This window comes from Salinivibrio kushneri, assembly GCF_005280275.1.
GTDB classification, from domain to species: Bacteria; Pseudomonadota; Gammaproteobacteria; order Enterobacterales; family Vibrionaceae; genus Salinivibrio; species Salinivibrio kushneri.
The window spans coordinates 419,144-442,752 of record NZ_CP040021.1; the positions used below are offsets into that span (position 1 = coordinate 419,144).

At 52.8% G+C, this 23,609-nt stretch carries 21 protein-coding genes; 15 read left to right on the top strand and 6 right to left on the bottom strand.

Annotated elements, in window-relative coordinates; all coding sequences use genetic code 11:
* Position 1: 1 nt before the first annotated feature.
* The 13 genes from ftsL (at position 2) to lpxC (ending at position 15,584) form a co-directional block, all read left to right on the top strand.
* Positions 2 to 331: a cell division protein FtsL gene (gene ftsL, locus FCN78_RS02085; RefSeq protein ID WP_069363348.1), complete on the top strand. Its 330-nt coding sequence runs from the start codon at positions 2 to 4 to the stop codon at positions 329 to 331.
* On the top strand, positions 328 to 2,094 hold the full coding sequence (locus FCN78_RS02090; RefSeq protein ID WP_069363349.1) for a penicillin-binding transpeptidase domain-containing protein: 1,767 nt from the start codon (positions 328 to 330) through the stop codon (positions 2,092 to 2,094). Before ftsL ends, FCN78_RS02090 begins: the two co-directional genes overlap by 4 nt.
* Positions 2,087 to 3,553, top strand: coding sequence for a UDP-N-acetylmuramoyl-L-alanyl-D-glutamate--2,6-diaminopimelate ligase (gene murE, locus FCN78_RS02095; protein WP_077659055.1), 1,467 nt, complete (start codon positions 2,087 to 2,089; stop codon positions 3,551 to 3,553). Before FCN78_RS02090 ends, murE begins: the two co-directional genes overlap by 8 nt.
* Complete coding sequence (locus FCN78_RS02100; RefSeq protein ID WP_077659056.1) at positions 3,550 to 4,917, top strand: UDP-N-acetylmuramoyl-tripeptide--D-alanyl-D-alanine ligase; 1,368 nt, start codon at positions 3,550 to 3,552, stop codon at positions 4,915 to 4,917. The genes murE and FCN78_RS02100 overlap by 4 nt, the downstream gene beginning before the upstream one ends.
* Positions 4,917 to 5,999 carry a phospho-N-acetylmuramoyl-pentapeptide-transferase gene (gene mraY / locus FCN78_RS02105; RefSeq protein WP_046073965.1) on the top strand — a complete coding sequence of 361 codons (1,083 nt, stop codon included), beginning with the start codon at positions 4,917 to 4,919 and terminating at the stop codon, positions 5,997 to 5,999. Before FCN78_RS02100 ends, mraY begins: the two co-directional genes overlap by 1 nt.
* Before the next feature lie 2 nt (positions 6,000 to 6,001).
* Entirely contained in the window at positions 6,002 to 7,354 is a 1,353-nt protein-coding gene (gene murD, locus FCN78_RS02110; protein WP_077659057.1) for a UDP-N-acetylmuramoyl-L-alanine--D-glutamate ligase, read from the top strand.
* Positions 7,351 to 8,556, top strand: a complete 1,206-nt coding sequence (gene ftsW, locus FCN78_RS02115) for a cell division protein FtsW (protein ID WP_077659058.1) — start codon at positions 7,351 to 7,353, stop codon at positions 8,554 to 8,556. Before murD ends, ftsW begins: the two co-directional genes overlap by 4 nt.
* Positions 8,546 to 9,610 (top strand): undecaprenyldiphospho-muramoylpentapeptide beta-N-acetylglucosaminyltransferase, encoded by a 1,065-nt coding sequence (murG, locus tag FCN78_RS02120; protein ID WP_369801986.1) that lies wholly within the window; start codon positions 8,546 to 8,548, stop codon positions 9,608 to 9,610. The genes ftsW and murG overlap by 11 nt, the downstream gene beginning before the upstream one ends.
* A gap of 10 nt (positions 9,611 to 9,620) precedes the next feature.
* Positions 9,621 to 11,078: a UDP-N-acetylmuramate--L-alanine ligase gene (murC, locus tag FCN78_RS02125; RefSeq protein WP_069363355.1), complete on the top strand. Its 1,458-nt coding sequence runs from the start codon at positions 9,621 to 9,623 to the stop codon at positions 11,076 to 11,078.
* 217 nt (positions 11,079 to 11,295) lie between these two features.
* On the top strand, positions 11,296 to 12,072 hold the full coding sequence (locus FCN78_RS02130) for a cell division protein FtsQ/DivIB (RefSeq protein WP_069363356.1): 777 nt from the start codon (positions 11,296 to 11,298) through the stop codon (positions 12,070 to 12,072).
* An 11-nt stretch (positions 12,073 to 12,083) separates the two neighbouring features.
* On the top strand, positions 12,084 to 13,340 hold the full coding sequence (gene ftsA / locus FCN78_RS02135) for a cell division protein FtsA (protein WP_046073971.1): 1,257 nt from the start codon (positions 12,084 to 12,086) through the stop codon (positions 13,338 to 13,340).
* 33 nt (positions 13,341 to 13,373) lie between these two features.
* Positions 13,374 to 14,549, top strand: a complete 1,176-nt coding sequence (gene ftsZ, locus FCN78_RS02140; protein ID WP_046073972.1) for a cell division protein FtsZ — start codon at positions 13,374 to 13,376, stop codon at positions 14,547 to 14,549.
* A gap of 117 nt (positions 14,550 to 14,666) precedes the next feature.
* Positions 14,667 to 15,584: a UDP-3-O-acyl-N-acetylglucosamine deacetylase gene (lpxC, locus tag FCN78_RS02145; RefSeq protein ID WP_069363357.1), complete on the top strand. Its 918-nt coding sequence runs from the start codon at positions 14,667 to 14,669 to the stop codon at positions 15,582 to 15,584.
* A 105-nt stretch (positions 15,585 to 15,689) separates the two neighbouring features.
* On the opposite strand, the gene FCN78_RS02150 is transcribed toward lpxC, so the two are convergent.
* The gene (locus tag FCN78_RS02150; RefSeq protein ID WP_069363358.1) at positions 15,690 to 16,148 is read right to left on the bottom strand and encodes a DUF721 domain-containing protein; all 459 of its coding nucleotides are present in this window, start codon (positions 16,146 to 16,148) and stop codon (positions 15,690 to 15,692) included.
* A gap of 484 nt (positions 16,149 to 16,632) precedes the next feature.
* Here FCN78_RS02150 and secA point away from each other — a divergent pair, with 484 nt between their 5' ends.
* Both secA and mutT read left to right on the top strand, forming a co-directional pair.
* Positions 16,633 to 19,365 (top strand): preprotein translocase subunit SecA, encoded by a 2,733-nt coding sequence (gene secA, locus FCN78_RS02155; protein WP_077456477.1) that lies wholly within the window; start codon positions 16,633 to 16,635, stop codon positions 19,363 to 19,365.
* 62 nt (positions 19,366 to 19,427) lie between these two features.
* Positions 19,428 to 19,823: an 8-oxo-dGTP diphosphatase MutT gene (gene mutT / locus FCN78_RS02160; RefSeq protein ID WP_069363360.1), complete on the top strand. Its 396-nt coding sequence runs from the start codon at positions 19,428 to 19,430 to the stop codon at positions 19,821 to 19,823.
* 42 nt (positions 19,824 to 19,865) lie between these two features.
* Here mutT and yacG read toward each other — a convergent pair whose 3' ends face one another.
* The 5 genes from yacG to FCN78_RS02185 form a co-directional block, all read right to left on the bottom strand.
* Entirely contained in the window at positions 19,866 to 20,066 is a 201-nt protein-coding gene (gene yacG / locus FCN78_RS02165; protein ID WP_069363361.1) for a DNA gyrase inhibitor YacG, read from the bottom strand.
* 10 nt (positions 20,067 to 20,076) lie between these two features.
* Positions 20,077 to 20,817 (bottom strand): cell division protein ZapD, encoded by a 741-nt coding sequence (gene zapD / locus FCN78_RS02170; RefSeq protein ID WP_077659059.1) that lies wholly within the window; start codon positions 20,815 to 20,817, stop codon positions 20,077 to 20,079.
* A 23-nt stretch (positions 20,818 to 20,840) separates the two neighbouring features.
* Positions 20,841 to 21,455, bottom strand: a complete 615-nt coding sequence (gene coaE, locus FCN78_RS02175; protein ID WP_077659060.1) for a dephospho-CoA kinase — start codon at positions 21,453 to 21,455, stop codon at positions 20,841 to 20,843.
* Positions 21,455 to 22,324: a prepilin peptidase gene (locus tag FCN78_RS02180; protein ID WP_077659061.1), complete on the bottom strand. Its 870-nt coding sequence runs from the start codon at positions 22,322 to 22,324 to the stop codon at positions 21,455 to 21,457. The genes coaE and FCN78_RS02180 overlap by 1 nt, the downstream gene beginning before the upstream one ends.
* A 64-nt stretch (positions 22,325 to 22,388) precedes the next feature.
* Positions 22,389 to 23,603, bottom strand: coding sequence for a type II secretion system F family protein (locus FCN78_RS02185; protein ID WP_069363365.1), 1,215 nt, complete (start codon positions 23,601 to 23,603; stop codon positions 22,389 to 22,391).
* Between the last annotated feature and the right edge of the window lie 6 nt (positions 23,604 to 23,609).

Sequence of the window (23,609 nt, forward strand, 5' to 3'; positions counted from 1 at the left end):
CATGGAGCCGCGCCCCAGCCTTGCCAAACAGATTCGTCAGGACGTGCTGGCCATCGGTAAGTTGCCGTTGGGGTTGTTGGTGGCGGTGTTGCTATCAGCGATCGCTGTGGTGTCAATGACGCAATCGACGCGCAGTTTGATTGCCAAACAAGATGCGCTGCTTGAGCAGCGCGAAACGCTTGAAGTGGAGTGGCGAAATCAATTGCTGGAAGAAAACGCGTTATCAGAACACAGCCATGTGGAGGCCGTCGCGCGTGAGGATTTTGGCATGATTCGACCAACCAGTGATAACGAAGTGATCGTCAAACGATCTTTGAGTAATAGCCGGTGAAAAAACGTTCTAGCAAGCCTGCCAATCGCCGTACACCGAAAGCGCCACCTGTGCTGATCCAGTGGCGCTTTGGCCTTATTTGCGCGTTTATCGCCTTGGCCTTGGTCGCACTGGTGGCACGTGCGGCGTATATCCAAGTGATTGAGCCCGATAGGCTGCGTCATGAGGGGGACTTGCGCTCAGTACGGGTTGAACAAGTGCATTCCGCGCGTGGGATGATTGAAGACCGCCAAGGTGAGCCGTTGGCGGTCAGTGTCCCCGTGCAAGCGGTGTGGGCCGATCCGGTGACCGTATTTAAACACCAGGGGCTCAACAACGTTGAACGCTGGTACGCGCTGGCTGATGTACTGGGCCTAGACCGCCAGGCGCTGATTGACAAAATTCAAGCGAATCGCAAGCGGCGTTTTGTTTATCTGCAGCGCCAAGTACGCCCCGCAATGGCTGCGTATGTAAACAAGCTCGACTTGCCCGGTGTCGGTCTTAAAGCCGAGTCCCGCCGTTTTTATCCTAGTGCTGAGGTAAGTGCCCACTTAGTGGGGATGACAGGCATTGACGGCCATGGCTTGGAAGGGATTGAACGGCGGTTTGATGACTGGCTTGCTGGAGAGCATGGCAAGCGCACTGTGCGCAAAGACAGATTTGGCCGTGTGGTCGAGCACATTGCCACCGAAGACAAAAAAGAAGGCCAATCGCTCACGCTCAGCATCGACCAGCGTTTGCAAGCCATCGCTTACCGTGCAATTAAGCAAGCGGTGGCTGATTATCGCGCCACGTCCGGTTCGTTGGTGATGGTGGATGTCAAAACCGGCGAAGTGATGGCCATGGTTAACGCTCCCTCTTATAACCCTAACAACCGCAGCTCGCTGAAAAGCTTTAATATGCGTAACCGCGCGATCACTGACGTGTTTGAACCGGGCTCAACCATGAAACCCTTTGTGGTGCTCACTGCGTTGGAAAACGGGGTCGCGGATATGGACACCGTAATAGATACCGGTAATGGCATCATGCAAATCGGGGGCAGTCGCGTGCGGGATGTCTCCAAAGTGGGTAAAGCCAATCTCGCACGGATCCTCAAAAAGTCGAGCAACATCGGTGTCAGTAAGCTGTCGTTGGCGATGCCCGTGGAAACCCTGTTGGGCGAATACGGTAGCTTTGGCCTCGGGGCAAGTACTGGCGTCGAGTTGGTAGGTGAATCGGTAGGGCACTTCCCCTCACGCCGCCGCTGGTCAGACTTTGAACGGGCGACGCTGGCCTTTGGATATGGATTGTCAGTGACGCCGGCGCAACTGGCGCGTGCCTATGCCACGCTCGGCTCGTTGGGCATCAATCGACCGCTGAGTATTTTAAAGCGCGAGGGAGTGACTGAAGGGAAACAAGTCGCCTCGCGTGCAAATGTGTATAAAGTGCTGCAAATGCTAGAGGGCGTGACCCAAGAAGGCGGGAGTGCACGCCGTGCTGCGGTGGACGGTTACCGAGTCGGGGCGAAAACTGGTACCGCGAAAGTGGCAGTAGCGGGCGGTTATGGCGATGAGTATATCGGTTATACCGCGGGCCTGGCACCGATTAGTGATCCCAGACTGGCGATGGTGGTGGTGATCAACGAGCCACAAGGCGACAAGTATTATGGTGGCCAGGTGGCGGCGCCGGTGTTTTCTGATGTGATGAAAAGCGCGCTCCAGATCTTAAACATTGCACCGGATGCGGGCACAGGCCCTGAGTTACAAGTGGCTAAGTATGCAAGTGAAGTGAACCAGAATGAATGATTTAAACCAATGGCTGAGTCCGTGGCTGGCCGATGCGCCGAGCGTCCCAGTCAAGCAGATGACACTCGACAGTCGCTGCGTCGGTGATGGAGATGTGTTTGTGGCGGTGCAAGGCCATCAGGTCGATGGTCGCCAGTTTATTCAGGCTGCGATTGATGCAAGCGCGGTGGCCGTGGTGCAACAAGGTGAAAACGACCAGATAGCCTGGCGCGATCAAGTGCCAGTGATCAGCCTGCGCGCGTTACCTCATGCGCTCTCTGCGATGGCGGCGCGCTTTTATCAGGATCCTCAGCAACACCTCGGGTTGATTGGTGTCACCGGAACCAATGGCAAAACCACGGTGTCGCAACTGATTGCTCAGTGGCTTGACGCGCTCGATCAACGCACAGCCGTGATGGGTACCACGGGCAACGGCTTTATTGGTGCGCTGAAAGCCGCTGACAACACCACTGGGGACGCGATTAGTATTCAAGCGCAATTAGCCGATTTTGTTCAGCAAGGGGCCAGCCATGTCGCGATGGAAGTGTCATCGCACGGTTTGGTGCAAGGGCGCGTGGCCAGCCTTGCCTTTGATGCCGCGGTATTTACCAATTTAAGTCATGATCACCTTGACTACCACGGCACCCTCGACGCCTACGCCGAGGCGAAAAAGCAACTGTTTGCGTTAGGCTCGCCACTTAAAGTCATCAATGCGGATGATAGTGTTGGTCGCTCCTGGCTACAGCAATGGCCAGAGGCTATCGCGGTCGCCATGGACGCAGCTTCACTGGAAGCCCACAAAGGCCGATTTGTGCGCGCGACCTCGGTCGCCTATGCCAGCGACGGTGTGCGGGTGCAGATCGACTCATCCTGGGGACAAGGCGAGATCCATGCCGCATTAGTGGGAGATTTTAATGTCAGCAATTTGCTAGTGAGCTTGGCGACCTTATTGGGGCTGGGCTACCCATTAGCACCGTTATTGGCGGTGGCCCCGCAGTTGCAAGCTGTCACAGGGCGGATGGAGGTTTTTCTCGCTGCTGACAAACCGACCGTCGTGGTTGATTATGCTCACACGCCCGATGCGCTGGAGAAAGCGCTGCTTGCGTTGCGACGTCATTGTAAAGGCGCGCTGTGGTGCATCTTTGGCTGCGGCGGCGACCGGGATACACGCAAGCGGCCGCTAATGGCCCGTTTGGCTGAGCAGCACGCCGATCATGTGGTATTGACCAACGATAATCCACGTAGCGAAGATCCTGAGACTATTACTCAAGACATGCTTACGGGGATGCTGGCGCCAGAGCACGTGTGGGTGAAGCATGATCGTGCCGACGCGGTGACTCAGGTCATTCAACAAGCGAACACTGATGACATTGTCCTGATTGCAGGCAAGGGTCATGAAGATTACCAAATTTTGGCGCACGGCAAGGTGCATTATTCCGACCGAGAGACGGTGGCGGCACAACTCAAGGAGTTATCATGATTCGGACCTCACTCGATACGCTTGCGCATGCGGTGAACGCGACGATATTGCATCGAGAGCTTGTGCCTGAAGATGACCAGATTGGGGCGATCACCACAGATACCCGCGAGCTTGGCGAAGGGGCGATGTTTGTTGCCTTAAAAGGGGAGCGCTTTGATGGCCATGACTTTGCAGAGCAAGCAAAAGCGGCTGGTGCAGCGGCGATAGTGGTCGATCGTCCGCTGGATGTCGCGATACCCCAATTGCGGGTGGATGACACGCGTATTGCCCTTGGCCAACTCGGGGCGTGGGTAAAAAGCCAGTGTCAGGTACCCACCATTGCCATCACCGGCAGCTGTGGCAAAACCACGGTAAAGCAAATGCTGGCGGCTATTCTGGCACAAAAAGGCCCGACCCTAGCTACTGCGGGCAATTTTAATAATGATATTGGGGTGCCATTGACCCTGTTTCGACTGACCCCTGAGCACCAATATGCAGTGATTGAGCTGGGGGCGAACCATATTGGCGAAATCGCCTACACCACGTCGTTGGTGAAACCGGATATTGCTATGGTAACCAACCTTGCCGCCGCGCATCTTGAGGGGTTTGGCTCAATGGAAGGGGTGGCGATTGCCAAAGGTGAGATCTACCAAGGTTTGCCAGAAGGTGGCATTGCACTGGTGAATCAACATAGCCACGGCGACGAAAAGTGGCAAGCGGTGCTGGCCGACAAGCAGGTGATCCCCGTCACTGACACCGAAGCGGCGCCACTGAAGTTGATAGATAGCACGCTCACCGATGCCGGCTGTTATCAAATCACCTTAAATGATGGCCAGATGCAAAAAACGGTCACCTTGCCATTACCCGGGGTGCACAATATCACTAATGCACTGATGGCCGCCTGCGCGGCGATGCAGCTGCCGGGCGTGGGGTTAGACGATGTGGTGAGCGGCTTAGCAGCGATGGAAAATGCCGCGGGGCGCACCCAGGTCACTGAGCCTCGACCAGGCTTGAGGTTGATTGATGACACCTATAACGCCAGTGTGCCGGCAATGAAATCCGCGATTGATGTGCTGGCCAGCTACCCAGGGGAGCGTTGGCTCATTGTGGGCGATATGGCTGAGCTGGGGCAATACAGTGAACAAATGCACCGTGAAGTGGGAGAGCATGCTGAAAAGGCAGAGTTAGACCGCGTGTTCACGACCGGAAACGATAGCCGTGTGATCAGCGAATGCTGTGGCGGTGACCATTTTGATAGTAAAGAGGCGCTCATTGCGCACGTAGTAGCCATGATAAACACACAGACACCTGACACAATTTTAATTAAAGGCGCTCGCGGGATGGCGATGGAAGCCGTTGTTGCCGCCATCAAGGAGGCTTGCTAATGCTTTTATGGTTAGCGGAGGCGCTACAAAACCTTTTACCCTCGATGCGGTTGTTTGAATACCTGACGTTCCGAGCGATTGTGAGTGCCTTAACCGCACTATTGTTCTCGCTATGGGCCGGGCCGCGTTTGATTAAACGCCTACAATCGATGCAAATTGGCCAAGTGGTGCGCGAAGAAGGCCCTGAATCTCACTTTAGCAAGCGTGGTACGCCGACCATGGGCGGGGTGCTGATTGTTGCTGCCATCAGTTTAACCGTCTTTTTATGGGCGGACTTGGCTAACCCTTATGTGTGGGCGGTGATGGTTGTCCTGCTCGGCTATGGCGCGGTGGGCTTTGTCGATGATTATCGCAAAGTGGTGCGCAAAAATACCGATGGCTTGGTCGCGCGCTGGAAGTATTTCTGGCAATCTGCCATTGCGTTAGGGGTGGCGTTTGCCCTGTATGCGCACGGCAAGGACACCGCAGCCACTCAGTTGGTGGTGCCGTTTTTCAAAGACGTGATGCCGCAGCTTGGCCTGTTTTATGTGGTCTTTACCTACTTTGTGATTGTCGGCACCAGCAATGCGGTGAACCTGACGGATGGCCTCGATGGGTTGGCGATTTTGCCCACCGTGATGGTCGCCGGTGGGTTTGCCTTTATTGCGTGGGCAACCGGGAACGTCAACTTTGCCAGCTACCTGCATATTCCGTATATCCAATACAGCAGTGAGCTGGTAGTGGTATGTGCTGCGATTGTCGGGGCGGGGCTGGGCTTTTTGTGGTTTAACACCTACCCGGCGCAAGTATTTATGGGGGATGTGGGCTCGCTGGCATTAGGCGGCGCGCTCGGCACCATCGCGGTATTGGTGCGTCAAGAGCTGCTACTGATCATCATGGGCGGGGTGTTCGTGATGGAAACTGTATCGGTGATCTTACAGGTCGGTTCTTATAAATTGCGTGGTCAGCGCATTTTTCGCATGGCACCGATTCATCACCACTATGAGCTAAAAGGCTGGCCGGAGCCGCGAGTGATCGTGCGCTTTTGGATCATTTCGTTGATGCTGGTGCTGATTGCGCTGGCCACACTCAAGGTACGCTAATCATGCCAGCCGCGAGCCAGCATTCATTAACCGAATTTCGCCATATTGTTGTGATGGGCTTGGGCGTGACCGGCCTGTCGGTGGTGCGTTTTATTGCGCGCCATCACGCTAAGGCATGTATCCGCGTGATGGACTCGCGCATGCAGCCGCCGGGGCAAGACCAACTGCCAGATAACGTCGAGTTGCACACTGGCAGTTGGCAGGCGCAGTGGTTAGCCGATGCCGACTTGGTCGTTACTAACCCAGGGATATCGCTGCAGACGCCAGCGTTGGCGCCAGTCCATGCAGCAGGAACGCCTATTGTGGGAGACATTGAGCTATTTGCCTGGTACTGCGATAAGCCGGTCGTGGCGATCACTGGCTCCAACGGCAAAAGCACCGTCACAGCGCTGGTGGGCGAAATGGCGAAAGCGAGCGGGATTGACGTCGGAGTGGGTGGCAATATCGGTGTCGCGGCGTTGGATTTGCTCGACCGCGGTCACGAGCTGTATGTGTTAGAGCTGTCTAGCTTTCAACTCGAAACTACCGACTCGCTGGTTCTAGATGGCGCGGCCTTTTTGAACTTCTCTGAAGATCATATGGATAGATACGACAGCTTGGCCGATTATCGTGCCGCCAAGTGCCGTATTTTCACCCATGCGACTACCCTGATCGCCAATGCCGATGATCCGCAAACGCACGATGATCTGCAAACGAACACCGCCTCCTCCATGCGTCTATTTGGTTTTCATCAAGGTGACTATTGCCTTATCACCGACCAAGGTGAGGCATGGTTAGCGGCACACGGCCAGCCACTGCTTCCCGTCTCTTCACTGGGACTGGTGGGCCGTCACAACGTGGCGAATGGGCTGGCGGCCATGGCGCTGGCTGACAGTGTCGGCATTAGTCAGCAAGGGCAAAAAGCAGCACTCAGTACGTACGCTGGCCTTCCGCATCGTTGTCAAAAAGTCGCCAAGCATCAGGGCGTGCTGTGGGTTAATGATTCAAAGGCTACCAATGTGGCTAGCACTTTGGCCGCACTCGATGGCCTAGATATTGAAGGGCGGTTACACCTGTTGCTCGGGGGCGATGGTAAAGGCGCCGACTTTAGTCTGTTGCAACCTGGGTTGGCGACGCTGGACGTGTCGCTTTACTGCTTTGGCAAAGATAAAACGCAGCTGGCGGCGCTCGATAACACGGCGCAGTGTGTGGAAACGCTGCACCAAGCGGTCGATGCAGCGGCTTACCAAGCCTGTGCCGGCGACATGGTGCTGTTATCACCCGCTTGTTCAAGCTTGGATCAGTTCACTCATTTTGCTGCCCGTGGGGATGCTTTTATCGCCGAGGTAGAATCGATGATCGCGAGGCAGACATGACTGTAAGCCGACTTCCTCAATTCTGCTGGCAGTGGCTTCGGACGCCGTCTCCGGGCGTGTTGTATGACCGCCAATTGGTCTGGACGTCGCTGCTGTTAATGGTTATTGGGTTAGTCATGGTGACCTCGGCCTCCTTGCCAGTGGGGCTTAGGCTGGCGGATGCGCCTTTTTTGTTTGCCAAACGTCATGCCTTTTATCTGGCGGTCGCCATCGCCGCCTCCGTGGTAGTGATGTACATCCCCGTGCATTGGTGGCAGCGCTATAGCGGCTATATGTTATTGCTCTCGTCGCTATTGTTACTGGCGGTGCTTGCCGTGGGTCGGTCTGTCAATGGTGCCGCGCGCTGGATCTCTGTGGCTGGGATCAATATTCAGCCAGCAGAGATCGCCAAGTTATCCCTATTTGTCTTTTTAGCCGGGTATCTGGTGCGCCGCCATGGTGAGGTGCGTGAACATTTTCGTGGCTTTGCGAAGCCCTTGGCGGTGCTGTTGTTCTTCGCAAGCTTATTGTTGGCGCAACCTGATTTAGGCTCGGTGGTGGTGATGTTTGTCACCACCGTGGGGATGTTATTTATCGCAGGGGCCAAGCTGTGGCAGTTTATTGCACTGCTGATCACCGGGTTGACCTTGGTCGGGGGCTTGATTGTCGCTGAGCCTTACCGAGTTCGCCGTGTCACTGCCTTTTTAGACCCCTGGCAAGATCCGTTTGGCAGTGGCTATCAGCTAACCCAGTCTTTGATGGCATTTGGTCGCGGGGATTGGTTTGGACAAGGGCTCGGTAATTCCATTCAAAAACTGGAATATTTGCCAGAAGCGCATACCGATTTCGTGTTTGCGGTGATTGCTGAAGAGCTTGGCTTGGTGGGCGTCAGCGTCATTTTGTGTTTGATTTTCTACTTGGTGTTTAAAGCCTTATTTATTGGTAAGCGTTGCCTTGAGCAAAACCAACTCTTTGGCGGCTTTCTTGCCTTCGGGATTGGGATCTGGTTTGCGTTCCAAACCATGGTCAACGTAGGCGCTGCCGCTGGCATGCTCCCGACCAAAGGCTTGACTTTGCCATTGATCAGTTATGGGGGCTCCAGTCTGGTCATCATGGCGGTGGCAGTGGCACTGCTATTGCGCATTGATCACGAGTACCGCTTAGCCACGTCGCAAGCGCACCAAAGAAACCCTTATCAAGGTAAAGAACAGAATAATGAGTAAAAAACGATTATTAGTGATGGCAGGGGGAACTGGTGGCCATGTTTTTCCAGGGCTCGCGGTCGCTAAGTATTTAGAAAATCAAGGCTGGGAGATCTGCTGGTTAGGGACGGCGGATCGCATGGAGGCCGATTTGGTGCCTAAATATGGTATCGAGATCGCATTTATTCGCGTTAAAGGCTTGATTGGATCGGGGCTGATGCGCAAGCTACGAGCCCCTTGGATGATTGTCAGTGCGATTTGGCAAGCGCGGCAAGTGATCAAGCGCTTTAAACCCGACGCTGTATTAGGCATGGGGGGCTATGTCAGTGGCCCAGGTGGTATTGCCGCGTGGTTAAGTGGCGTGCCCGTGATCTTGCATGAACAAAATGCGGTGGCAGGCCTAACCAATCGCTGGCTGGCGAAAGTCGCCAAACAAGTGTTACAAGCGTTTCCAGGCGCATTCGATGGCAAGACAGTGGTCGGTAACCCTGTACGTCGAGATGTGTGTGATATCGCTGCCCCCGAGCAACGGTTTAGTGAGCGAGAAGGCGCCTTGCGCGTTTTAGTCATGGGAGGCAGTCAGGGCGCGCGGATCCTTAATCAAACGGTTCCAGAGGCGATTGCGCTCACCGAGCAAGCGGTCACGATTCGCCACCAAGCAGGCAAGCACAACGCTGAGCCGACACGCGATGCGTACCAACAAGCCGGTGTCAGTGACGTCGAAGTCAGTGAGTTTATTGATGATGTCGCCGAGGCTTATGCTTGGGCGGATGTGGTGATTTGCCGCAGCGGAGCATTGACGGTGTCTGAGCTGGCGGCGGCTGGCGTTGGGGCGATTTTCGTCCCCTTTATGCATGCCGATAGGCAACAAGCACTCAACGGTGATTACTTAGTCGCCCGCGGTGCGGCTTTAATGATTGAACAGCCATCACTGACAGCGAGCACATTGGCTGAGACAATCAACCAGCTTGACCGCCCACGCTTGTTAGCGATGGCAAGGGCGGCTAGAGAGGCGGCCATCATTGATGCAGATGCCCGTGTCGCGGACGTTATCGTCACGCACGCCAACAAATAGAGAATAGAGAATGGGTAAATTGGATAATCAGCAGCTGGAAAAAATTCGCACCATGATCCCGGAAATGCGCCGGGTTAAGCGGATCCACTTTGTGGGGATCGGCGGTGCAGGCATGTGTGGTATTGCTGAAGTGCTGATTAATGAAGGTTACCAAATAACCGGCTCGGATCTTGCACAGAATATCGTCACAGAGCGATTGGCATCCATGGGGGCGCAGATTTTTATCGGGCATCAAGCGAGCCATGTCGAACAAGCCAGTGTTGTGGTGGTGTCGACAGCCATTAAACAGGATAACCCGGAAGTGGAAGCGGCAAAGGCGGCGCGCATTCCTGTGGTGCGTCGGGCAGAAATGCTTGCCGAATTAATGCGCTATCGGCACGGCATTGCCGTTGCCGGTACCCACGGCAAAACCACGACGACCGCGATGGTCACACAAATTTTCTCTGAGGCAGGGTTAGATCCCACCTTCGTCAATGGGGGATTGGTAAAAAGTGCAGGCACCAATGCGCGGTTAGGCAGCAGTCGTTATTTGATTGCCGAAGCGGATGAAAGTGATGCCTCTTTTTTACACCTGCAGCCAATGGTGGCGATTGTCACCAACATAGAAGCAGACCATATGGATACCTATGGTGGTAGCTTCGCAAAGTTGCAACAGACGTTTATCGACTTTCTCCATAATCTGCCGTTCTACGGGGTGGCGGTGGTGTGTATCGATGACCCGATCGTTCGTGAGCTGATCCCGTCGATTGGACGCCAAGTGATCACCTACGGGTTCTCGCACGATGCCGATATATGTTTACATGATTACCAACAGCATGGGCAGTGTGGTGTATTTAAAGTGACACGCCCTCATCGGGAAACGCTAACCATACGTTTGAATACACCCGGCCAACATAATGCGCTCAACGCGGCAGCGGCGATTGCGGTTGCCACGGAAGATGGTGTCGATGATGACGCAATCTTACGTGCCTTGGCCAATTTTGCTGGCACAGGGCGGCGTTTTGATCAACTCGGTGAGTTTGCCGTGGATGAGGGGACCGCCCTGCTGGTGGACGATTATGGACATCACCCCAGTGAAGTGGACGTCACCATTAAAGCGGCACGCGCAGGCTGGCAAGATCACCGTTTAGTGATGATTTTTCAGCCACACCGTTACAGCCGCACGCGCGATCTTTATGATGACTTTGCCAATGTGTTGGAAAAAGTGGATGTGTTGCTGATGTTGGATGTGTATTCAGCGGGGGAAACGCCGATTGCAGGGGCTGATGGTAGAAGTTTGTGTCGGAGCATTCGCGCGCGCGGTAAGCTAGATCCTATTTTTGTGCCTAATGCAGAGGCCTTACCTTCGGCATTGGCTAACGTGCTGCAACCTAATGACTTGGTTTTAACACAAGGCGCGGGTGATATTGGTAAAATAGCAAAAAATTTAGCGGCAAAGCAGCTAGACAAGGCTAAAATGGCGCAATAAAACGTCGCTGACGAGATAAAAAGAGCGGTCAATATCGGTGGTTACCAGAATAAACATCGGTTTTTATCGTCTTTGTGGGAAAATGGCGCGCAATCGATCTCAACTTAGTGATGAAAGTGCACGTCTAGGTTGGAGAGCGTCACGCGGGATCGCTATAATCAGTCGGTTTTTTCGCAGTGAGTGTCAAGTCATATCGACACAAGGCGATAAGATAGGTATGAGCATGGTCAATGCCCTGACACGCGTACAAACAGTGATAAAACTGGATCGGCAAACAGGCGCATCACTCGCATTCCTGGTTGGGGTGATCACTCTGATGTTGCTGGGGGCGATACGTGTGATTGATTGGATGAGTGATGAGCAGCAGCTCCCCTTATCGCAGCTGGTGATGGAAGGTGACCAGACACATGTGACCGCGGCACAAGTGCGCAAAGCGGTGTTATCAGGCGGCGAGCTAAAAAGCTTTATGCTGCAGGATGTGAATCGCATCCAAGCGAACATTGAGGCGCTCCCGTGGGTGAAACAGGTCGCGGTAAGAAAGCAGTGGCCCGATACCTTAAAGGTACATATCACCGAATACCGGGCGAGCGCGATTTGGAATGGGCAAAAATTGCTAACGCCAGACGGGGCGGTGTTCAATGGTGCCCCGCAAGATGTCGCTGATAAAAAGCTGGTGTCGCTACACGGTAATACCGGCACGTCGGCAGAAGTATTGCACACGAGTCGAGAGCTCGAACGTCAATTACAGCGAATTGGCTTATCGATTCAGGCGTTATCACTCAACATGCGGCGCTCATGGCGTATTGTGACACGAGATGGCGTACGGATTGAGTTAGGGCGAAAGGCGCGACAAGAAAGGCTAGCGCGACTGGTCCATTTATATCCGCGGATAAAGGCACAAAATAAAGCCATTGCGTATGTCGATTTACGTTATGACACCGGGGCAGCGGTAGGCTGGAAAACAGAGGCAGACGACGCGAATCGCCAAAATTAAGAGATGGTTGAATGAATAAAACGACAGACAAGTCACTGATAGTTGGGCTCGATATAGGGACGTCCAAAGTGTCTACCTTGGTCAGTGAAGTGCTGCCAGATGGCACCATCAATGTGCTGGGGGTGGGCAGTAGTCCCTCTCGCGGAATGGATAAAGGTGGCGTTAACGACTTAGAGTCTGTGGTTAAATCTGTTCAGCGTGCGGTGAATGAAGCCGAGATGATGGCAGATTGCCAAATCAGCTCTGTCTATCTTTCTTTGTCAGGGAAGCATATTCACTGCCAAACTGAGAGAGGGATGGGGACAATATCGGATGAAGATGTTACCCAAGACGACATAGACAATGTGATTCACACTGCGAAGTCGGTCAAAATCAGTGATGAGCAGCGCGTGCTGCATGTGATCCCACAAGAATACAAAATTGATTATCAAGAAGGGATCAAAAACCCGCTCGGTTTATCCGGGGTGAGGATGGAAGCAAGTGTGCACCTCATCACATGTCACAATGACACCGCAAAAAATATTGAGAAAGCAGTCGAACGTTGTGGTCTTAGCGTTGATCAACTGATTTTCTCCGGGCTTTCAGCAAGCCATGCCGTGATCACACCGGATGAGCGAGAATTGGGTGTCTGTGTCGTCGATATCGGCGGCGGCACTATGGATCTGGCTGTGTGGACAGGCGGTGCCCTCCGCCATGCCGAGGTGATCCCGTATGCGGGCAATGTGATTACCAGTGATATTGCCTATGCCTTTGGCACACCACTGGCTGATGCAGAAGACATTAAAGTGAAATATGGCTGTGCATTGAGTGAGCTGGTGAACAAGGACGCCAAAGTGAATGTCCCAAGTGTGGGAGGACGCCCATCAAGGACATTGCAGCGACAAACCTTGTCAGAGGTGATTGAGCCGCGTTGCTCAGAGCTTTTAGGACTGGTGAACCAAAAACTGGTCGCTATCCAAGAAAAGCTGCGTAGCGATGGTGTTAAACATCAAATGGCAGCGGGAATTGTGCTCACCGGGGGCGCATCACAAATGCACGGCTTGGTAGAATGCGCAGAACGCGTCTTCCAAAACCAAGTGAGAGTGGGACAACCGGTGAATGTCACCGGATTGACCGACTATGTGCAAGCACCTTGTTATGCAACCGCGGTTGGGCTTTTACACTACGGTAAAGAAAGCTTGCTGACAGAAACGAGTGAACCAGAACAAAAGCGGGCTGTGGCTAGCTGGATAAACAAGCTGAGTAGCTGGTTTAAGAAAGAATTTTAACCCTGATGCGAACAGGAAGGACGGAGAGAACTCATGTTTGAACCGATGATGGAAATGTCTGACGATGCGGTGATTAAGGTCGTCGGCATTGGCGGTGGCGGTGGTAACGCCGTTGAACATATGGTGCGTGAGTCAATCGAAGGGGTTGACTTCATTAGCATTAACACGGATGCCCAAGCACTGCGTAAAAGCAGCGTAGGCACGGTTATTCAAATTGGTGGTGATATCACTAAAGGCCTAGGCGCGGGGGCAAACCCACAAGTAGGTCGAGATTCTGCCCTTGAAGATCGCGATGCGATTAAAGCTGAGCTCGAAGGTGCCGATATGGTATTTATCGCAGCCGGAATGGGCGGTGGTACAGGAACCGGCGGAGCCCCCATTATCGCGGAAATCGCGAAAGAAATGGGAATCCTGACCGTTGCTGTGGTCACTAAACCATTCAGCTTTGAGGGTAAAAAGCGACTCGCGTTTGCAGAGCAAGGTATCGAAGAGCTGTCAAAACATGTTGACTCGCTGATTACGATCCCGAACGAAAAACTGCTTAAAGTGCTAGGTCGTGGGATTACATTGCTCGATGCCTTTGCCAAAGCAAACGACGTGCTACGCAACGCCGTGCAAGGGATCGCCGAGTTAATCACGCGCCCAGGTCACATCAACGTCGACTTTGCGGATGTCCGCACTGTGATGTCAGAGATGGGACACGCGATGATGGGCAGCGGCGTGGCAACCGGCGAAGATCGCGCGGAAGAGGCAGCAGAAATGGCCATTTCTAGCCCGCTTCTTGAGGACATCGACTTAGCTGGTGCGCGTGGTGTGTTGGTGAATATTACCGCAGGCTTTGATATGCGTCTTGATGAGTTTGAGACCGTGGGTAACACCGTCAAAGCGTTTGCATCAGACAATGCGACTGTGGTGATCGGGACATCGATGGACCCAGAAATGAGCGACGAGCTGCGTGTGACTGTGGTGGCCACCGGAATTGGTAATGAGCGTAAGCCAGATATCACCTTGGTGACCAACTCACAGTCTGGGCAAGCACAGGCAGAGCCGAAAAAGGCACAGCCTTTGCAAGAGAAACCTCAGGCGGCAAGTGCAAACCCTGCGGCGAAAGAGCAGCCTGCTGCATCGTCTTCGAATGCAGCACCAAAATCGCAGACCGAGCATGATTATCTCGATATTCCTGCGTTTTTGCGTAAACAAGCTGACTAATCGCAATTGCTTGGTTTGTAGCCAGTGATGTGCTACCATCACGCTCCCCTTGTCTAAGGTGACAGGGTAATGAGTGACGCAGAGCACACTTTTTTGAGAAAAAGTTGAGATAAGCCGATGATTAGACAGCGAACATTGAAAAGTATGGTCCAAACGACTGGTGTGGGTCTCCACTCCGGGCGTAAGGTTACGCTTACTCTGCGTCCGGCTCCTGCCAATACCGGTGTGATTTACCGTCGCACAGACATGGAGCCACCGGTAGATTTTCCGGCTAACCCTGAGGATGTGCGCGACACCATGTTGTGCACCGCCTTAGTCAATGACGCGGGTGTTCGCATCTCAACCGTTGAGCATCTCAGTGCAGCGATTGCAGGCATGGGGATCGATAACATTATTATCGAAGTGGACGCGCCAGAAATTCCAATTATGGATGGCAGTTCAAGCCCGTTCATCTTTTTGCTGCAGTCTGCGGGTATCGACGTCCAAAACACGCCAAAACGGTTCATTCGCATTAAAAAGCCTGTTCGCATTGAAGACGATGACAAATGGGCGGAGTTGCTGCCATACAACGGCTTCCGCCTTGATTTTGCTATCGAATTCGACCACCCTGCGATTGAATCTGAGCAACAAAACCTGGTGCTAGATTTTTCAAGCCAGTCTTTTATTAAAGACTTGAGCCGTGCTCGTACTTTCGGTTTTATGCGTGACATCGAGTACCTGCAGTCACAAAATTTGTGTCTGGGCGGTAGCTTTGACTGTGCCATCGTGCTGGACGATTATCGTATCTTGAATGAAGAAGGCCTGCGCTTTGACAACGAACTGGTCAAGCATAAGGTGTTGGACGCTATCGGTGACCTTTACATGTGTGGCCACAGTATCCTCGGTGAGATGCGCGCGTACAAATCGGGCCATGCACTGAACAACAAACTGTTGCGCGCGGTCTTGGCCGATCAAGAAGCGTGGGAGTGGGTGACGTTTGAAGAAACAGAGACTTCTCCAGTGGCATTTGCCGAACCGGGGATGGTCTTGGCCTAAGCCCTGTCTGATACGGTAGGCGGTTGCACGGTAACAGCGCAATGCACCACACTAAGGCAGAATAAACCGCTAATACCCAGAGATTGATAGATAGAAAGCCAGAGCTCACTCTGGCTTTTTTTGATCCTCGGCGAGTTTAGCCAACGCCTCGAACCGTGCTTTTAGCTTAGGCGAAGCGCCTTCACCCAGCGCACGCAGTAACTCACCCGAGGCTTGGCTAAGGTGGCGGGGCGGCGCTGCCTCTTTGTCTTCTCGGTCGGCAGCGGCGAGTGCCGGGTTAATCTTCACTTCAATGGTGGTAAGGCTGGCCAAGCCTTTGTTACGCAATACCGACAATAAATGCTGTCGCTCGTAGTTCAGTCGCATCGCCCAGGCGGCGCTGCCTGCTTCTACCACCAATACGCCATCACGATAATTGGCGACGCGGCAAGCTTTTGATGTCTCACCGGGTAACAAGGCTAAGATCAGCTTGTTTAGCTTGGCGAGCTCAACTGCTCGCTGAGCAATATTATTGGGGTCGCTCTCCAACAGATGGAGGGTAGAGCGGGGACGGTGGTCTCTCATCGCGCAATAACTGCCTTTTTTGTCATCAATTCGGCGCCTGAACGGGCGCACAGCGTCTAATTTTCGCTAATTGATCCCTTGAGTATTGGATTTGTCATAGGATGTGAAAGTAATTTACCTTATCATAGATGCTCCACCTCGGCATGTAGCCTACCGCGTTGATATACCGGTATGTCCTGAGGTGATCACCAGAGAGTGAAAAAACCATTCACAGGTAAGTGTCGCATGGGTAAGGCAATGGTGGCGTATTTTTTCCGTGCCATCTACCACATTTACATTCAGTCACGTGGAAATCGTTGTGAAGTGGCGTCATCGCCCTTGAATTCTGTCCGATTTGGCTCCACTTAAGGTAGATGCGTTTTGGCATCTTGTGTTGAATCGATGAGCTTAAGCCAACCCGCGTTTGAACTGAAACACGCCAGCATAGAGGCAGTGTAGCGGCCGCCCATGTGGGAAAACCATTAAAAAGAGTACCGGCAACGCCATGTTATCGAAAGTCCTGACTAAAGTTATCGGAAGCCGTAATGACCGCACCTTGCGTCGGCTGAGAAAAGTTGTTGATGAAATCAACAAACTCGAACCCCAATTTGAAGCATTGAATGATGATGCGCTGAAAGCGAAAACCGTTGAATTCCGCGAGCGCCTTGATCAAGGTGCCGAGCTTGATGATCTCCTTCCTGAAGCCTTTGCCACTGTACGAGAAGCCTCTAAGCGTGTATTTGGCCTACGCCACTTTGACGTGCAAATGGTCGGTGGTATCGTGCTCCACAACGGTCAGATTGCGGAAATGCGCACCGGTGAAGGTAAAACCCTGACCGCGACGCTACCTTCTTATTTGAACGCCTTGACTGGAAAGGCGGTTCACATCGTGACGGTGAATGATTATTTGGCGGAACGTGATGCCGAAACCAACCGTCCGTTGTTTGAGTTTTTAGGAATGACGGTGGGCGTCAATGTCCCCAACATGCCGCCGGAGGCGAAAAAAGCCGCTTACGCGTGTGATGTACTTTACGGTACCAACAATGAGTTCGGCTTTGACTATTTGCGTGACAACATGGCGTTTCGCGCAGAAGATCGTGTGCAACGCGATCGCTATTTTTCGATTGTCGATGAGGTTGACTCGATCCTCATTGATGAGGCACGTACGCCACTGATTATTTCTGGGCCAGCGGAAGACAGCTCTGAGATGTATCAGCGTATCAATGCCTTGATCCCAAGCTTGAAACAGCAAGAGCAAGAAGATACCGAAGACTATCAAGGTGATGGCCACTTCACGGTTGATGAAAAAGCCAAGCAAGTGTACATGACCGAAAATGGTCAAGAATTCGTTGAAGACTTGCTCAAGAAAAACGGCTTGATGGAAGACGGCGATACCTTGTACTCACCGGCGAATATCAGCCTGATCCATCATATTAATGCCGCATTACGCGCCCACGTCTTGTTTGAGCGCGACGTTGACTACATTGTCAAAGACGATGAAGTGATCATCGTGGACGAGCACACCGGACGCACCATGCCGGGACGTCGTTGGTCGGAAGGTTTACACCAGGCGGTGGAAGCCAAAGAAGGGGTGAAAATTCAAAACGAGAACCAAACGCTGGCCTCGATCACCTTCCAAAACTTCTTCCGTTTGTATGACAAGCTCTCAGGCATGACCGGGACCGCGGACACCGAGGCGTTTGAGTTTCAGTCTATCTATGGCCTAGACACCGTGGTTATCCCGACTAACCGGCCAATGGTGCGTAAAGATCACGCCGATCAGGTCTATATGACCGAAAAAGAAAAGTTTGCCGCGATTGCTGAAGACATCAAAACGCGCGCCGAAGCCGGCCAACCGGTATTGGTCGGAACGGTATCGATTGAAAAATCTGAATTACTGTCCAATGCACTGCAAAAAGACGGCATCAAGCACCAGGTGCTTAACGCTAAATTCCACGCCCATGAAGCGGATATTGTTGAGCAAGCCGGTTACCCAGGCACGGTGACAATCGCCACCAATATGGCCGGTCGCGGTACTGACATTGTGCTGGGTGGCAGCTGGAAACAAGTGCTGGGTGATGTCGAAGACCCGACGGAAGCGCAAGTAGAAGCGGCAAAAGAAAAATGGCAGCAGCTTCATGACCAGGTCGTTGAAGCGGGTGGTCTGCATATCATTGGTACTGAGCGTCATGAATCCCGTCGTATTGATAACCAGCTACGGGGTCGTGCTGGTCGTCAAGGTGATCCAGGTTCAACCCGCTTCTATTTGTCGATGGAAGATTCTTTGATGCGGATCTTCGCCTCAGAAAAAGTCTCTAACATGATGAAACGATTAGGGATGGCGGAAGGCGAAGCCATTGAGCACCCTTGGGTCAACAAAGCCATTGAAAACGCGCAGCGCAAAGTGGAAGGGCGTAACTTTGACATTCGTAAGCAACTGCTTGAATTTGATGATGTTGCCAACGATCAGCGTAAAGTGGTGTACGAGCTACGTGATGCGCTCCTAGTTTCTGAAGATATCAGCGAAATGATCGAGCACAACCGCGAGGATGTGGTTAATAACATTGTTAACCAATACATTCCGCCTCAGTCGCTGGAAGAAATGTGGGATGTGCCAGGTCTGGAAAAACGGCTTAAAGCGGACTTTGATCTCGAATTACCGATTCAGCAATGGCTGGATGAGGACGACAAGCTGTATGAAGAGTTACTGCGCGAGCGCATTCTGACGGCCTTGATCGAGGTTTATAAAGGCAAAGAAGAGGCGGTAGGGGCAGAAACCCTGCGTAACTTTGAAAAAGCGGTGATGCTGCAAACCTTGGATACGCTTTGGAAAGAGCACCTCGCGGCGATGGATCATCTCCGTCAAGGTATTCACTTACGTGGCTACGCACAAAAGAACCCAAAACAAGAGTACAAGCGCGAATCGTTTGAGCTGTTTGAGGGCATGCTAGAAGCGCTGAAAACCGATGTGGTGACAACACTCAGCCGTGTCCGCGTGCAACAGCCGGATGACGTTGAGCGTATGGAAGCTGAGCGCAAAGCCCGTGCTGAGCAGGCCGCGCAAAAGCAGCAAGTTAACCATGCGCAAGCTGATAATCAGTTTGACGATAGCGACAGCGCCGAACAGAGTGGTAGCGGCAACGAGACCGTGGTGCGCGATGGACGTAAAGTCGGCCGTAATGAGCCTTGTCCTTGTGGATCAGGGAAGAAATTTAAGCAATGTCACGGTAGAATCTAAGCCCTGACTATGCGTTATCAAAAAGGCCGTTTATCGGCCTTTTTTTATTATCAGGAGAGACTATGAAACGGGTAAGTATTGCCGCTGGCATTATTGTTAATCCGACACAAGACAAAGTCTTTATCACTCGCCGTCATGCTCACGCCCATCAAGGGGGAAAGTGGGAGTTCCCTGGCGGAAAAATTGAAGGGAGTGAAACCCCGCAACGCGCATTGCTGCGTGAATTAAACGAAGAAGTTGGGATTACGGCAAAAGCGGTCAGCCCCTTTATATCGTTAGACTTTGACTTTCCCGACAAAGCATTAAGTTTAGATTTTTTCTTGGTCTCTGACTTTGAGGGCGAGCCGCAAGGCTGTGAAGGACAAGAGGGCGTTTGGGCACCGATTGCCGAATTGGATCATTATCCGTTTCCCGACGCCAACGATGCGGTATTAGAAAAAATTCGCGCTCGATTCTGAGCGCGAGAAAAGTATCGTAGAACAGGGAATAGGGCAGGACGTTTACTCGTGCTGCCCTTCTGACCAGAGGTCATCATCCGAAAGGTCAGGGGCCCCGGGGATGGCTTTTTCTTCACTGGCCCATTCGCCCAAATCAATCAACTGACAGCGTTTGCTGCAAAATGGACGATGCGGGCTAACTTCTCCCCAAACCACAGGCTGTTGGCATGTTGGACATTTGACAACGGTAGGGGCATCACTCACGTGGATCTCCTTAACAAACACTGATATGAACAGACATATTGTCGGCGACCTCGTGATCGTCGTCAAATGGCATAAAGCGGATCGCGAAGCGGTTTTTGTGCCCAGATACTAACGGATAAACCCCGAGATCAGGGGATATCTTAAGCCGAATTAAGCAGGCGCCATCCGCTTCTTGTTGGTAGAAACCTTGTTGAATCGTCGCGGTACCGCCATGTGCGCTTTCACGTGTGAGTTGCAGCCAGAACGCCAAAGCGTGACGTAATGGTGCCAGGGTTTCCATCCAGGTCTGAATCGCACTTTGCCGTGCGGCCAGTGGTTGATGGAGCCAGTAGTGGAAATTGGGGAGATCAAAGCTACAGCTCCCCCCTGGAATCGAAAAGCGCTGCTTAATACTGGTTAAAAAACGGTCTTCTTTTAACGCTTGGCCGAAGCGTTTGGCCTGTAATACCGCGCGCTGGTGCGCGGCGAGTTGATTGAGCAACTGGTTGAGCTGACCCTGATCAACCTGGGGTACGTCAGTCCAGGCTTTGAGTTTTTTCTTGAGTTTGTCCAAATCCTTGGCGAGATCCGCTTTTACTTGCACTTGATCTAAAATCTCCAGCAGATCAAACAGGCTGCGGAAAAATTGAATATGATGACAGGGTGCGGAAAGCCCGCTCACTTCGTCCAGTTGAGAGAGCAGGTACTCCAGGCGCAAGTAAATTCGCACCTGTTCATTGAGTGGGTGTTCATACAAAGTGAGGCTGGTCATAAGCGTTTAGCTGTCCTGTCCGACTATGGGTCGGCGTTTGCCTGGGTTGCCAAGGTTAAATACGTGTGATGTAAGGCATCAACTTGTCGATCAAGTTCCGCTTCGGTTTGCGTATTATCGATCACATCATCGGCGACGGCGAGGCGTTGTGCGCGACTGGCTTGTGCGGCCAAAATCGCGTGAACTTGTTGTTCACTCACGTGATCACGGGCGAGCGTGCGCGCGATTTGTGTTTGCTCGTCCACATCGACGACCAACACTCGTTGCGCCAATGACGTCAGGTTATTCTCTACTAACAAGGGCACCACAAGCAAACAATACGCTGAACTGGCCTGCGCACAGGCTTGGATCATGCGTTGGCGGATCATGGGGTGAAGCAGGTTATCGAGCCATTGCTTGTCGTCTGGATGACTAAACACCCGCTCACGAAGCCAGGCACGATCTAGGCTGCCATCTGGATTTAATGCTGGTGTGCCAAAACGCGCGACAATCGCGGCCAGACCGTCACTACCGGGCGCAACCGCCTCACGAGCGATCACATCGGCATCAATGATATCAATGCCCTTGGCGGCAAAACGATTGGCAACCGTGGTTTTACCACTGCCAATCCCTCCGGTTAACCCGACCACAACGGTCATTAGCGCACTCCTAGAATGTGTGAAAGATACCAGTGTAACAGGCTATCGCCCCAAAGCAGACTTAGCCAACCTGCGACGGCAATAAAGGGGCCAAAGGCAAACGCGTGCTGCAGGCTCTTTTGTTGTTGGCGAAGCAATAATCCCCCAACGATAGCGCCACTGAGTGAGGCGAATAAAATCAGTAGCGGCAAAGCTTGCCAACCGACCCAAGCGCCCAGTGCCGCAAACAGTTTAAAATCACCATAGCCCATGCCTTCTTTGCCAGTGGTAAGTTTAAAGGCCCAAAAGAGGCTCCAAAGGCTGACATAACCGACCATAGCACCAATGACACTTTCACTGAGGGTGATAGGACTGATGCCGCAGAGAGCGAGGCCGATTCCGGCCCACATTAAGGGTAAGGTGAGTTGGTCGGGCAGCAACAGGGTTTCCCAATCAATGAGAGTCAGCGCCAGCAAGGTGAGACTTGCCGCCATCACCGCGATGGCCCATGCCGGTGAGGAAATAAGCCATGCCGGTAACACACAGACAATAGCACTGGTGACCTCGACCAGTGGGTAGCGTGGACTGATCGCCGTGCCACACTGACGGCAGCGGCCTTTTAACATCAGCCAACTGAGCAAAGGAATATTATCGTACCAGGCAATCGGCTGCTGGCACGTTGGGCAGTGTGAGGCGGGAAAACACAAATCAAAGCGCTGCGCATCAGGCGCGTCAATGTCAGCATCGGGAAACGTCGCCAAGCATTCTTGACGCCAACGGCGTTCCATCATAATGGGCACGCGTGCGATGACCACATTTAAAAAGCTACCGATAATCAGACCAAATAAGCCAGCAAAAAAAATGAATAACGGTGATGAGAATATCAACATGGGACCTTCTGGGCATTAACCTTGTGCGCATCATAGCGCCTTGCGGTGTCAGACTCTATCTTGGCTAGCCAAGAACAGACATCAGATTGAAAATGGGTAAGTACATGGCCACCACTAAGCCGCCAATCAATAGCCCGAGTACTAAAATTAACAGGGGCTCGATGATTTTACCGAGGTTGTCTACGGTGTTGTCGACTTCGGCTTCATAGATTTGTGCGATGCGGTTGAGCATATTATCGAGCGACCCCGACTCTTCGCCGATCATCACCATTTGCGTCACCATCACGGGGAAGCTGTTACTGTCACGCAAGGCTTGATAAAGCGGAATACCAGTGGCCGTGTGCTGATACACCGCCTTGAGTGCGTGGACATAATACGCGTTGGTCATGGATTTCGTCGCGGCTTGTAAGCCAGAGAGTAACGGAATACCGGCACTAAACGTGGTGGCTAGAGTACGGGAAAACTTGGCGATGCAGGCTTTGCTCACCACTTCACCAATGACGGGCAGTCGGAGTAGCCAGCGATGATAGTGATATTGGTAGGTCGTGTTTTTACGCTGTAGCAACTGGTGCGCGGCGGCAAGACCCGCCACGATCAGCGTGATGGTCAACGCGTGCTGGCTCACAATGTCGGATAAGGCGAGCACTTGTTGGGTCAGCCAAGGCAAATCGGCCCCGAAGGAATCAAAAATACGTTTAAACTTCGGGATCACGGACACCAGCAGGTAGGCACTGACGCCCAAGGCCACGCTGACCACGATGCTGGGATAAATCATGGCTTTGATGACTTTACTGCGAAGTAACGCCTGCTTTTCACGGTATAGGGTTAAGCGAGCAAAAATCTCCGGCAGTTGCCCGGTTTGCTCACCCGTTGCGACTAAATCGCAATAAAAGCGATCAAACAAGGGGCTCGCGTGCGCTAGCGCCTCACTCAAATTGGTTCCCGCCTCCAGTTGCTGGCGAATATGACGCACCAGCAAGCGCATTTCGGCTTTGACCTGATTGAGCGCCATGAGGTTCAGGGCTTGTACGATAGGGATCCCAGACTCAAGCAAGGTGGTGAGATCACGTGAAAACTGGGTGATATCCGCTGCCTTGGCTTTATGACGACGCTGCTGAAAGCTCGATAGCCGGCGGCGTATGAGGCGGCTGGGGACGATAGATTGGTTCGCTAGCTCTTGGCGTGCGTCTCGCTCTGTGTAGGCGAACACCTGCCCTTTTTTTTCACCACGGGCGGCGGCTTGACGCCAATGAAAGATAAACAGGGTGGATTTGGCCATGCAGAC